This is a genomic window from Paenibacillus lutrae, from assembly GCF_009757775.1.
Classification (GTDB): domain Bacteria; phylum Bacillota; class Bacilli; order Paenibacillales; family NBRC-103111; genus Paenibacillus_F; species Paenibacillus_F lutrae.
Genome location: NZ_RHLK01000003.1, coordinates 653,714 through 666,205 on the forward strand (window position 1 = coordinate 653,714; position 12,492 = coordinate 666,205).

Below are 12,492 nucleotides of genomic sequence, written 5' to 3' on the forward strand. Positions count from 1 at the left end.
TATTCTTACGCTTCTACAGTAGCTGCTACAGGAGCAACTTCGTGTGGGTATACGCTAACTTTCTTACGATCACGTCCCCAACGCTCGAACTTCACAACGCCTTCCACTTTAGCAAACAATGTGTCATCGGAACCGATGCCGACATTGTTACCTGGGTGAATTTTCGTTCCGCGTTGGCGTACGAGAATGCTGCCTGCAGTAACTGTTTGACCGTCTGCACGCTTAACGCCAAGGCGTTTTGCGATACTGTCACGACCGTTCTTTGTGGAACCTACACCCTTCTTGGATGCGAACAGCTGAAGATCCAAATTCAACATAGATGTCAACCTCCTTCATTATAGGTTGTATGAATGGCTATATATTCACTGTAATTAACTGCGATAGTCTGAAGCATCACGATCATCGATTCCAGAATCAGCTGCACCTGTGCCATTGATTCGGGCTTAAGATCAAGAGGCAGGATAACATCAAGCCAGCCCTTCTCCATCTCCGTCCCTGCAACAACACCAGTTAACGACTCCACCGAGTTGACCGTCCCGACCGTAATGGCCGATACCGCGGCGCAGACGAGGTCTTTGCCGGGAACGTCGAATTCCGCATGTCCTTCGACTTGGTAAGCTTCAATGGCTTGGTCTTCTTGAGACCGTCTACAAATCGTAACGTGGATCATCTTGTCGGCCTCTTAAGCTTCGATATTCTCGATTACGACTTTCGTATACGGTTGACGATGACCTTGCTTACGACGGTAGTTCTTCTTCGCTTTGTACTTGTAAACGATGATTTTGCGTCCTTTGCCTTGTTTCTCAACTTTACCAGAAACTGTAGCACCTTCCACGACTGGGGATCCCAGAACGAGACCTTTGTCGCCGGAAACAGCCAGAACACGGTCAAATTTAACCACATCGCCAGCACCAGCTTCCAACTTCTCGATGTAAAGAACATCGCCTTGTTGTACTTTGTATTGCTTGCCGCCTGTTTCAATAATTGCGTACATTTCGTTGCACCTCCTCATGTCTCAGACTCGCCAATATCCAGGTGACGCGGCAGCGGCAGAACCTCTGCGCGTGCTTAGTAAAACCCGATCCGTGCGGTTACAGCGCATGCCTAAGCAACGCACTCAAAATATTATAGCAAAAGGCATATCCAATTGCAACGGTTATTATTTATTTGTTCCAAGATCATTTTGCCCGGGCCGCCGGTAGAAGAAGCTCGCCACTGCAAACAGCAGCAGACTCCCGCCTAACAGAAGGAACAAAGCGTCCCCCGATACGAATTCCATCAACAGGCCGCTCAGAGCCGGTCCGGCCAGACTGCCGCCGTCAAAATGAAGCGAAGCCAGTACGTTGCCCGCAGGCAGCAGAGTCAGCGGCAAGACCCCCGCAATATAGGCCAAGCCCAGCGAGAAGAACGATCCGACAAAAATTCCCGCGCAAGCGATAAAAATCAGCAGCGATATTTCATTGACGGCAAAATACGGGATCGCGATAAAAGTAAACCCGCCTAGGATGGAGCAGACCATCATAATATTTTTGGGGCCGATTTTATCACTCAACATACCGATCGGCACATTAAACAACAGACTCCCGGCCACAAAGCACGGCAGAATAATGGAAATCCAACCGACAGAAATGCCTTTGTCCGCCGCATAAATCGGAAAGCTCACATTGAGCGCGGCTTCCATCATACCATACAGCATAGGACCCAGAAGCGGGAGCCAAATCATCATGTAAACAGCCGGATACTTCACGGCATGCGCACCTTTGCGGTCCCGGACCGGAGGTCTCTCGTTAGCCACAAAAATAAGCGTGGAGCCGATTAGAGCAAGCAGCACACCGGTGACCGCAAACGGAACCCACTGACCCCATTCGAGAAGGTTAATAAACAAAGGACCGATCGCAAAGCCCGCTCCGTACATTAAACCGTACCAGGACAAATAACGCCCCCGCTTGTCGGGCGGACTGATCGCAGTCATCCAGGTTTGGGTAGAATAGTGAATTAAGCTGTCTCCCGCTCCGATCAAAAACCGAAGCAGCAGCCACAGCACCGGCATGTACCCCAGCGTGAACGTAAGCGTACTTCCTGCGACCATAATAAAACCTGCAACGATCAGCGGCTTGTAGCCGTATTTGCCGATAAGGCGTTCTCCTGCAAAAACGACCGAAATGGCCCCGATATATAAAACAGCGGCCTGCATGTTGTTTGCCAGAGCCGATACACCCTGCTGTTCGAGCAGCAGGGAAAGCAGCGGCAGGATCATGCCTTGACTGATCCCGGCAGCCAAGATCATCCCGAGCAGGATGATTAGTTTACGATTCATTCATTCTCTCTTCTTTCCTTATGTCATCGTTCTTCTCTTCTTCTGAGAATGACATTTTTTCAGATAGGCTGTATCAGTCTGCCCTATTTCACCCAAACACAGACCGCAAAAAAACCCTTCCCGCAGGCAGAGTTTTCTTGTCCAACTGTCTATTATAGAATCAGATGAATGCAGCAAACAATCTGTCAAAAACAGCGGCAAGCGCGAAAGCTTGCTGCTGCCCCACTTGTGCTTCGGACGAGCTATTTGCGCTTGCGCGTGATTTCCAGAAGGCCCAGCTTGGTCCAGCCAAGCAGAACGGTCTTGGAGCGGTCCTTCTTGACCGCTTCCGTCATCGTTTCCAGCACCCGCTCACGGTGCGAAGGCAGCTCCATGTCGATGAAATCGACAATGATAATGCCGCGCAGATTGCGGAGCCTGAGCAGCCGCGGAATCTCAGCGGCTGCTTCCAGGTTCGTGCGGAACACGGTCTGCTCCAGGGACGAGGTCCCTGTATACCGCCCCGTGTTCACATCGATCACCGTCAGCGCCTCCGTCGGATCGATGACGAGATACCCGCCGCTCGGCAGCCAAACCTTGCGGCGCATAGAACGCGCGAGCTCTTCGGTAATGCCGAAGCGCTCGAACAGCGGCTCGGCGCCGTCGTCCAGCTGGACGCGCGCCGCAAGCTCGGGGCTGCGCTGCTTCAGCAGCCCGCGGAGCCCGTCGCAGACGGCCGCATCGTTCACCCGGATCTCGAGCACATCATCGGTGATGACATCGCGCGCCAGACGCGGCAGCAGCTCGAGATCCTGGTAGACGCACGACGGCGCTGCGGCGGAAGCGGCCCTCTGCTCGACCAGCGCCCAGATTTCGCGCAGATCGAGCAGGTCCCGGCGCAGCTCTTCTTCGCTGCGCCCTTCGGAGACGGTGCGAAGAATGAGCCCTTCTTCGCCGCTGCGCAGGCTGTCGGCCGCGGCTTTCAGCCGGGCCTTCTCTTCGTCCGCTTCGATTTTGCGCGAGACGGCCGTGTACCCGGCCCCCGGCATGTAGACCAGCCAGCGGCCCGGAATGGAGAAATGGGTCGTGATCCGGGCGCCTTTGCTGCCTTCCGGATCTTTAACGACCTGAACGAGCACCTTTTGACCCGGTGTCAGAAGATCTCCGATTGGCGGCTTGGTCTTGGGCTGTTTCTGTATATGAACCGGCAGTACATCATCTATGTAGAGAAAAGCATTCTTCGTTAATCCGATATCCACAAATGCGGCCTGCATTCCAGGCAGCACGTTAACGACCCGGCCCAGGTAAATACTCCCGGCACGCTGTGTGTCGATCGGGTGCTGAGCGTCGTATTCTACGAGTTTGCGTCCTTCGAGCAGCGCAGCTTGAATCGTTGACGATTCGCAGCTCACAATCAATTGTTTCATGATGTTTCACCCCATCATTATTGTACATGAAGGAGGTGAGTTTCGCACTTTACTGGGTTAAAGCGGTAAATTAGCGGTGGAACATGGTCATTCAAAGCAGGATTATTTCGGAAAAATCCGGTACGGGACTGGCCTGTTTCGTTAAGTCAGAAGATCTGAAACCGTACTGGAACGGTTTTTATCCAGCAAATAGGAATCGACGAGCTTCTGTTCAGGAAGAGTGCCTTGAATACGCCCCTGTTTTCCTACTATATAGATCAGGTGGTACTTTTCCCGCATAAAAAGCTTTACCACTTCACCAATGCCCCGCTGCCCGGATACGACAATCGGTCTGGCATGAGTTCCCATGAAGGCAAGCCGCTCGGATACCTTCTCCCGATTCATCAAAAACCTTAGAAAATGATAAGGCAACTGCTTACGGTGAACCCAGTTCTGGTAGAAAAGAAACAAGCCGATCATAAGTAAGTTCATTTCAATGTGACCCGACCCGGATGGCCACACCGCCCAGACCGTAACCAGCAGACTCAGCACCATGCTCGTCCAGGCTGCATAAACGATTGTCCTCTGATAAGGGATCCATTCCCCTATTACGCCCTGCAGCAGTTTGCCGCCATCAAGCGGAAGAATCGGCAGCAGGTTAAAGAGTCCGATCATCACATTCACTTCTATAAAATATTGCCACCATTCAGGGTCTCCTACGGCGAGTGATTGACAAAGCAGTCCCAAGGCGATTAACCAGATATGCTGTAAAGGACCAGCCAGCGCCACGATCATTTCCTCACGGGAGGGGACCGAAGCCAGTTCATCGACTATTAAGACCCCGCCGAAAGGCAGCAGCCTTATTTCCCGGACACGCCAGCCAAAAGCGGCGGCAGCCCCATAATGGCCAAGCTCATGCAGGAACACAATACCAAACAAAGTGGCCGATTCCAGGAAGTGTCCCGTTGCAAGCGATAGCAGCATCACGATCGTAAAGAGCGGGTGAAAGCGGAAACGCACCTGCAGCCACTTACTCAATGGAGATCACATCTGCCGGGTTCACATACCCGTTATTCTTCTGGATGGCGAAGTAAAGAAATCCCTTGCCGCTCTTCGCATCCCGTGATACTTGACCGATGGTTTCCCCTCCCTTGATCCAGTCGTTTACTTCTACACGGGACTGCTCGATCTGCCCGTATTCCGACTGCAGTCCCCCCGGATGCCGGATGATGACTGTATAACCGGTGTCCTCTCGGGAGCCGGCAAAAATAATCTGTCCCGCATCCAGTGCATTAACCGGGGTGCCCGGGTCCGCTGTGACCACCAAAGCTTGGTGCTGGTCTGAGTAAGGAAGCTTTATTGTTCCTTGTACAGGAGCAAAAAGCGACCTTTTGCTGCTACTCGCTTTTATAGCAGGATTATCATCCTCCGAATGAAAGGCAGGGATAAATGATGGCGCTCCGTCGAACATTTCACTGTACCAGGCGGATAGCCTCTGAAAATCCATCGGTTCCGTCAAAGCGGCCGTGACCAATCCTTTACCGCGTTCCAAGAGAGGATGCTGAAGCTGAAACATCCCCCACACCAATCCGAACAAAGCCGCACTAGCCATTAGCTGCCGCAGAAAACGGACGCCAAACGGTACACGCATACGGTCATCCTCATTATGAGGCGGTCTGGACCCCGAACCGGTATACTGAGGAGGATAGACAACCGGTTGGCGAAGCTCCCTTTCCATTTTCTGCTTCCACACGAATTCGGGATCATCCCACCTCGGATCATAAGCAGATTCATGTCTGACCGAATTCGGGCTTGCAGGCTGTAAATCTGTGTAAGCCGACGGCAATTCTACCGGCTTGTTGGTCAACCTTTCTTGATTGGCCGTAGATTCCTGTAATTTCCTAATCTTGTCTAATCTCCGCTGGCGAACCTTATCCTTATTGTCCAATGGCTTGACCTCCTGTGAGGCGGGGCTTGTTTACTACAGCATATGAGCGGCTAGTATAGATTATGAGAAGAGAACACTTTGTTCTCGAATAGAAAAAGAACGCAAAAAAAACGAGCCCTGGCGGACTCGTTTCGTCTACTCTTTAATTCCTTCTTCATCGTATATCTTAACGCTCAAGACCATCCCGATACAAAGCATATTAATTAGCAGGGATGTTCCCCCGTAACTGACGAACGGAAGCGTAATGCCTGTCAGCGGCATCAAACCGATCAGCATTCCGACATTCTCGAAGATCTGGAAAACGTACATCGCTACGACACCGACAATGATATAAGATCCGCTTCTGTTCCTGCTTTGGATAGCGATCAGAATCATGCGGTAGATCAGGAAGAAGTACAGCATGAGCATGACAGCTGCGCCGCGGAAGCCAAACTCTTCGCCAACCACTACGAAAATCGCATCCGAATACGCATAAGGGATAAAATTGGAATGAATCGAGCTTCCACTCAGGTATCCTTCTCCGCCAAGTCCTCCCGAGCCGATCGCCCGGAGTGAATTCTCTACCTGATAACGTTCATTATAGGAAGCTCTTTCGGGGAATAGAAAAGTATCTACTCGGCTAAACCAATGTTCTTTGAAGCCTACATATTCGCCAAGATAATGCTTAAACAACCAAGGGTACATAGAATAAAAATAAATCCCAACAATAAAGGCGCCTCCGATGACGACAAGCGCGAAAAGCGCGTGGGAGTATTTCATATTCCCGATCCAATACATCCCGATAAGAATACCGAATAATATAACAGCATTTCCTAAATCCGGTTGTACAAATACAAGGCCGAAAGGAAGTAAGGTAATGAGACCCATCGGTATAACGTCTCTTATTAACAGGAGATCCTCCCCCTGCTTCTTGTGCAGCCAGGCTGCAAGAGCAATGATCAGGACCAGCTTCATCAATTCCGCAGGTTGAAAGGAAAAGTCCTCTGTGATTTTAATCCAGCCGCTGGAACCGTTAATCTCTTCTTTTTTTCTCCACACATAGATAAGCAGCACTATCGTAATCAAATACGGGTAAAGGGAAAACCGGACCAGAATCCGGTAATCAAAAAAACTGCTGGCCACCAAAGCAATTAAGGCCATCACATAGATGATAATCTGTTTGTTCAGAGGAATATTGATCAAAGGATCACTTACATCAGCGCTGTGTACAAGTAGAGAACTTATAACCATAAAAACCAGCAAAATAAGAATGATGGTGTAGTCCAACTTTTTTAATTTTGCAAGCATGGGGCGATCATCCTAATTTAAAAAACTGTTTTAATTTGGTGAACATACCGGGTTTCTGCTCAAGCGGCATTAACGGTACCGATTCCCCTAGTATACGGCGGGCCACATTGCGGTAAGCAATTGCAGCGCGTGAAGTCGGATTCATAACGGTCGGTTCGCCGGCGTTAGCAGCTTTGATTACATGCTCGTCATCCGGTACGATCCCGAGCAGGTCGATCGCGAGTACCGAGCAAATTTCATCGATATCCAGCATTTCGCCCTTCTTGACCATGTTGTGACGAATGCGGTTGATGATAAGCTTAGGAGCATGAATCTTCTCATTCTCGAGCAGTCCGATAATACGGTCCGCATCGCGGACGGCCGCATTCTCCGGCGTGGTCACGACAATCGCCTTATCCGCACCGGCAACGGCATTGCGGAAACCCTGCTCGATTCCGGCAGGGCAGTCGATAATTACAAAATCAAAATCTTTCTTAAGCTCAAGTATGATATCCTTTACGCTCTCCGGGGAAACCGCATGCTTGTCTTTGGTCTGCGCAGCAGGGAGCAGATATAATTCTTCGAAACGCTTGTCCTTGATCAGTGCTTGGGGCAGCCTGCAGCGTCCCTCAACGACATCCACCAGATCATAGATAATGCGGTTCTCCAGTCCCATGACAACGTCCAGGTTGCGCAGCCCGATATCCGTGTCGACCATACATACTTTCTTGCCCTGCAGAGCGAGTGCGGTCCCTACATTAGCCGACGTGGTCGTTTTGCCGACGCCGCCTTTTCCGGAAGTAATGACGATTGCCTCTCCCATGGTATTCACTCCTCAGCGATACGATTATTGCGTACAAGACGGCCGCTTATGCGGTCCGTCTTTGTTCTATGCAAGCACCAGGCGGTGCATTCCATTCAATTTGTCGATTTCCATATGACCGTCTTTGATGCAGGCATATTCCATGAAAGCTTCCTGGAACCCCCATTCATCCGGAGGTCGGCTAATTACACTCGCAATACGCAGCTGAGTCGGACGCATATGAGAAGCCGCGATAATCGCTGTATCATCTCCATCCAACCCGGCATGGGCCATACCTCTGAGTGAGCCCATTATGTAAATACTGCCGGTACACAGGATAGTACCCCCAGGATTCACATCTCCCAGATAAAGAAGATTCCCATCGTGCTGCAAAGTCTGTCCAGACCGGATCATACCTTTAAGGACGGTGATCGGCGCTGCGGTTCCGGCAAGCGGCTCCGGTTCATCGGATTCAATCGATTGTATAAGAAGATTGCCCTTCTGTCCGATGATAGCCCGGATTTCCTCTTTTTCTTCATCGCTGACAATGCGCCTGCCTAGTCTTACATGGACATGCACGATGGGGCCGGTCAATATGCGGTCATGGGTGCTTTCCAGCTTATGCCGCAATTCATCCAGAACAGCCGCCAGCTCGCAAGAATCATCGAGAAGAAAGTTTAGGCCGTCTTTGACTCCCTTAATAATCACATGATGTTTGCCAGCCGTCATAAACGTTCCTACCTCCCACCCCATACAATTCGGCTTGCAGGCTGTGTTCTCCTGCCGGGGCGCATTCCACAGGCAAATTTATTAATCCGCCTGAACCTTCTGACCCTGCAGGGCTTCCATCAGCTTCCGCATCGGAATATACACCGCAAGAGCAAAAAGCATATTGAATAACACGCTCGGCAGCATAATATGGGTAAATGCAAATTCAAAGTCCATGTTCATAACATCAAATAAGCGATATACCCCATACTTGGTCAGTTCGAACAGCAGCACCCCGATCCCCATCATCAATAAGGTAGACAGGATCAGGCCGCTTTGCCTCCGGGGCATCATTCCGGCAATATAGCCAATCAAGCCGAAGCCGAAAGAATACACGCCGAGAATATGTCCGTAATAAACAAAATCATGAAGCATACCGAAGGCTAGACCATAGAGCAGGGCCGAATGCCGGTTTAAATAAAGTCCGATGTACAAAATAATAATAAGCATAAAATTAGAAGAAATCTGAACGATATCCTGCCAGTTCTGAGGGATAAGCCAATGAATAAGAGACCCTTCCAGAATAAGCAGTCCCATTAAAATAAGCCAGAGCGAGTTACGAATCATGATCATTTCACCTCGGGCACTTCAACAATGAACACTTCATAGATGTGCCGGAAATCGGCGAAAGGCTTCACAGCGACTTTGTGCGTAATGCCGAAGTCTCCGGGTTCACGGGAAACAACCGTTCCGACAGGAATTCCGCTCGGGAATACTTTGCCCAGGCCCGATGTGATTACGGTATCCCCAATTTCAAGCCTGTCATTGACATCTACCTGATTCATGATCAAGAGGCCTTTCTCCTTATCGAAGGATTGAATCATTCCATAGGAGCCCTGGTTCTGACCAGATTTATACTCTTTTCCTTTAACCGTAGCGGAAATTGCTTTGGATTTGTTCGCTTGCGTATCGCTAAGATCGGTAAGAAGCTGTACGTTAGAGGTAAACTCGGTAACGGTCAGAACCCTGCCGAGCATACCGTCCACGTTCATAACGGCCATATTCGGTTTGATCCCGTCTTTCTCACCCAGATTAACGGTAATCGTCCCGTTATAAGGATCGGGACTTGCAGCTATCACATCCGCAATGCGGTACCGGTAGTTCGATACCTGTTTCTGCCGCTCTGTAAATTCCAAAGCTTCTTTATATCGCTTATTCTGGTCTTCCAGCGAATTCAGCTGCTGGGTAGCCAGTGCGTAATCGGTAAGCCGCTTCTTAAGGATCTGATTCTCCTCATGAATGGTCTTAAGTTTGCTCACGTCTTCGAAGAAGCCTGAGACACTGGCAGCCGGTCGGTAGAACAGGCTTTGTGTCCAAGCGATCGAGTCTTTCAAAAATTTCTCCGGCCAGTAAAAACTAGTCCGACCGCTAAGCGTAAGACCCATCAGAATAAAAAAACAGATGAGTCCCAGCATTAGCACGATCAGTCTTTTGTTCCCCATGAATTTTAACAATTCAGCACCTTCTCACGTCGTCGCGATTAGACTAACGTCTGTACTTGGCGCCAGATCTTGCGCCTTTGAACAGATGAATATGGTCGAGTGCACGACCCGTACCGATGGCTACACAATCCAGAGGGTTATCGGCCACAATGACAGGCATTCCCGTTTCGCCTGCAAGGAGCTTATCCATATTACGCAGCAGAGCGCCCCCGCCTGTCAGCACAATGCCGCGGTCCATGATGTCTGCGGCAAGCTCCGGCGGACATTTCTCCAAAGTTACTTTGACCGCGTCAATAATGGCGTTGACGGTGTCTGTCAAAGCATCTGTAATTTCGTCTGAAGTGACGGAAATTGTCTTGGGCAGGCCTGTAACGAGGTCACGGCCGCGAATTTCAAGGAATTCAGGCTGCTCCATCGGCAGCGCGGAACCTACTTCCATTTTGAGCGTCTCTGCAGTCCGCTCACCGATCATCAGGTTATACGTGCGCTTGATGTACTGGGTAATCGCTTCGTCCATTTCATCACCGGCGATCCGGATAGAACGGCTCGTTACGATACCGCCGAGGGAAATTACGGCCACTTCGGTCGTACCGCCGCCGATATCCACAACCATGCTTCCGGTCGGCTCCCAAACCGGCAAATCTGCGCCAATAGCCGCAGCAAAAGGTTCCTCGATGGTATAGGCATCGCGTGCGCCTGCCTGCTTCGTAGCATCTTCTACCGCGCGCTTTTCTACTGCGGTAATGCCGGACGGTACGCAAACCATCACGTTAGGATGTCTTTGGAACATAAAGCGGTCTTTCTGCGCCTGGCGCAAGAAATAACGGATCATTGTTGCGGTTGTTTCAAAATCGGCAATAACGCCATCTTTCATCGGACGAATCGCACGGATGTTGCCCGGAGTCCGGCCGATCATTTTCTTGGCATTGTCGCCGACAGCCTCAATAGTTTTGGTATCCGTACGAATCGCAACGACCGACGGTTCCCTCACAATGATACCTTTTCCTTTTAAATATACCAATGTATTGGCAGTACCCAAATCGATACCTAAATCCTTTGTAAAGCCTCCGAACATAATAAAACGGCTCCTTCCCAAAATCCATCTTCTCTCTGATTAGCTGCTCAACAGGCAGCAAAATACCGACGGTTTATTGTTTTCGTCATAGTTTTCGTATTCATTGTCGAAATTAGGGGTCTTTCTCGAACATAATCTCTATTATATTACATATGACCTTGCTCCTTCAAACTGACGTAGCGATCGTCACCGATGACCACATGATCCAGTACATCAATTCCGATAATTCCGCCTGCTTCGATCAGCCTGTGAGTGAGTTCAATGTCCTGTGGGCTTGGCGTAGGATCCCCGCTGGGATGGTTATGTACGCATACGATAGAGGCGCTGCTGCGCTGGATGGCAGCCCGGAAAACTTCCCGCGGGTGTACAATGGAGGCATTCAGAGTGCCGATAGACAGCGTTTCTCTGCCGATGATGTGGTTCTTGGTATTGAGGAACAAACAAACGAAATGTTCTTTCTGCAAATATCGCAATTCATCCTTCAGCAAGTCAAAAACATCAAATGGAGAGCGCACTGTCGTCGTCTCATCCATCCGGGTCCGCGAAATTCGGCGGCCGAGCTCAATTCCTGCCATGATCTGCAGCGCCTTGGCATCGCCGATGCCTTTGATCCGGGTGAGTTCCTCTCTGCTGGTCTCAACTAACCCGCGTAACCCGCCGCTTTCCGACAATATCCGCTGGGCCAGTCCAAGTGAAGATTCGGAGTAAGTCCCGGTACGCAACAGAATAGCGAGCAGCTCCGCGCTGCTGAGCGATGAGGCCCCTACCTGCATCATTCTCTCGCGCGGCCTCTCTTCGGACGGAATCTCGCGCAAGGTGACAATTGATGATATCATATATTCCCTTCTTCCGGTATGTAGTTTACAAAATTCCTGATATTCCCTAAGCCGGGATTCTCTATGTATCCGGGCCATAAAATATTCTTTTGATAAAAAGAACGAACCAAAGGAAGAGAGAAAACTTGCAGGGGCTTCTATGTAATGACGAAGCAAGCCGCATGAAAGTCTGCAGCATGAATCTATCTTATTGCTGTGCCGCCTATAGAAACGGGACATTTTGCCGTGTGAGATTGCTTTTGGAGAGGGGACTGAGAAAAATGTGCCGGTTCCAGTCTATAGGCACAATGCCTGGAAGATAACGATTGGAAGGAAATTTCCTTACGCCTGGTGCAGCGTAGTCGCAGCTAACTGTGTTCTGTAAGCTTATTGTGTGGGTATTTTGTGAGAACAGTCTTATTACTGGAGTGTAGGTTTGAGTTTAGGTTTAGGTTTGAGTTTGGGTTTGGGTTTGGGTTTGGGTTTGGGTTTGGGTTTGGGTTTGAGTTTGGGTTTAGGTTTGAGTTTGAGTTTGGGTTTGGGTTTGGGTTTGGGTTTGGGTTTGGGTTTGGGTTTGGGTTTGGGTTTGGGTTTGGGTTTGGGTTTGGGTTTGGGTTTGGGTTTGGGTTTGGGTTTGGGTTTGGGTTTTGAGTTAAGGTTTAGGTTTGAGTTTA

General features: G+C 50.0%; 14 protein-coding genes and 1 other annotated feature. All 14 genes read right to left on the minus strand.

Features of this window, described 5'->3' with window-relative positions; genetic code table 11:
* Positions 1-5 precede the first annotated feature (5 nt).
* The gene (rpmA, locus tag EDM21_RS09010) at positions 6-317 is read right to left on the minus strand and encodes a 50S ribosomal protein L27 (protein ID WP_068774156.1); all 312 of its coding nucleotides are present in this window, start codon (positions 315-317) and stop codon (positions 6-8) included.
* A gap of 5 nt (positions 318-322) precedes the next feature.
* A complete protein-coding gene (locus EDM21_RS09015) occupies positions 323-670 on the minus strand; it encodes a ribosomal-processing cysteine protease Prp (RefSeq protein ID WP_157334759.1) in 348 nt (115 codons plus the stop codon).
* Positions 671-682: 12 nt separating this feature from the next.
* Positions 683-994 carry a 50S ribosomal protein L21 gene (gene rplU / locus EDM21_RS09020; RefSeq protein ID WP_068774154.1) on the minus strand — a complete coding sequence of 104 codons (312 nt, stop codon included), beginning with the start codon at positions 992-994 and terminating at the stop codon, positions 683-685.
* 13 nt (positions 995-1,007) lie between these two features.
* Positions 1,008-1,103: a sequence feature (ribosomal protein L21 leader region), on the minus strand.
* Positions 1,104-1,159: 56 nt separating this feature from the next.
* Positions 1,160-2,317 (minus strand): MFS transporter, encoded by a 1,158-nt coding sequence (locus tag EDM21_RS09025; protein ID WP_157334761.1) that lies wholly within the window; start codon positions 2,315-2,317, stop codon positions 1,160-1,162.
* A gap of 242 nt (positions 2,318-2,559) precedes the next feature.
* Entirely contained in the window at positions 2,560-3,723 is a 1,164-nt protein-coding gene (locus EDM21_RS09030) for an Rne/Rng family ribonuclease (RefSeq protein ID WP_157334763.1), read from the minus strand.
* A 141-nt stretch (positions 3,724-3,864) separates the two neighbouring features.
* A complete protein-coding gene (locus EDM21_RS09035; RefSeq protein ID WP_235918100.1) occupies positions 3,865-4,740 on the minus strand; it encodes a M50 family metallopeptidase in 876 nt (291 codons plus the stop codon).
* Positions 4,733-5,650: a M23 family metallopeptidase gene (locus EDM21_RS09040; protein ID WP_157334765.1), complete on the minus strand. Its 918-nt coding sequence runs from the start codon at positions 5,648-5,650 to the stop codon at positions 4,733-4,735. The genes EDM21_RS09035 and EDM21_RS09040 overlap by 8 nt, the downstream gene beginning before the upstream one ends.
* Positions 5,651-5,785: 135 nt before the next feature.
* Entirely contained in the window at positions 5,786-6,937 is a 1,152-nt protein-coding gene (locus EDM21_RS09045; protein WP_157334767.1) for an FtsW/RodA/SpoVE family cell cycle protein, read from the minus strand.
* Positions 6,938-6,944: 7 nt separating this feature from the next.
* The gene (gene minD, locus EDM21_RS09050) at positions 6,945-7,739 is read right to left on the minus strand and encodes a septum site-determining protein MinD (protein WP_157334768.1); all 795 of its coding nucleotides are present in this window, start codon (positions 7,737-7,739) and stop codon (positions 6,945-6,947) included.
* A 66-nt stretch (positions 7,740-7,805) separates the two neighbouring features.
* The gene (locus tag EDM21_RS09055) at positions 7,806-8,447 is read right to left on the minus strand and encodes a septum site-determining protein MinC (protein ID WP_157334770.1); all 642 of its coding nucleotides are present in this window, start codon (positions 8,445-8,447) and stop codon (positions 7,806-7,808) included.
* A gap of 81 nt (positions 8,448-8,528) precedes the next feature.
* Positions 8,529-9,053 (minus strand): rod shape-determining protein MreD, encoded by a 525-nt coding sequence (gene mreD, locus EDM21_RS09060; RefSeq protein WP_068774147.1) that lies wholly within the window; start codon positions 9,051-9,053, stop codon positions 8,529-8,531.
* A 2-nt stretch (positions 9,054-9,055) separates the two neighbouring features.
* Entirely contained in the window at positions 9,056-9,940 is an 885-nt protein-coding gene (gene mreC / locus EDM21_RS09065) for a rod shape-determining protein MreC (RefSeq protein WP_338043950.1), read from the minus strand.
* 31 nt (positions 9,941-9,971) lie between these two features.
* Positions 9,972-11,003: a rod shape-determining protein gene (locus EDM21_RS09070; protein WP_157334772.1), complete on the minus strand. Its 1,032-nt coding sequence runs from the start codon at positions 11,001-11,003 to the stop codon at positions 9,972-9,974.
* Between the two features lie 146 nt (positions 11,004-11,149).
* Complete coding sequence (radC, locus tag EDM21_RS09075) at positions 11,150-11,839, minus strand: RadC family protein (protein ID WP_157334773.1); 690 nt, start codon at positions 11,837-11,839, stop codon at positions 11,150-11,152.
* Positions 11,840-12,492: the final 653 nt, after the last annotated feature.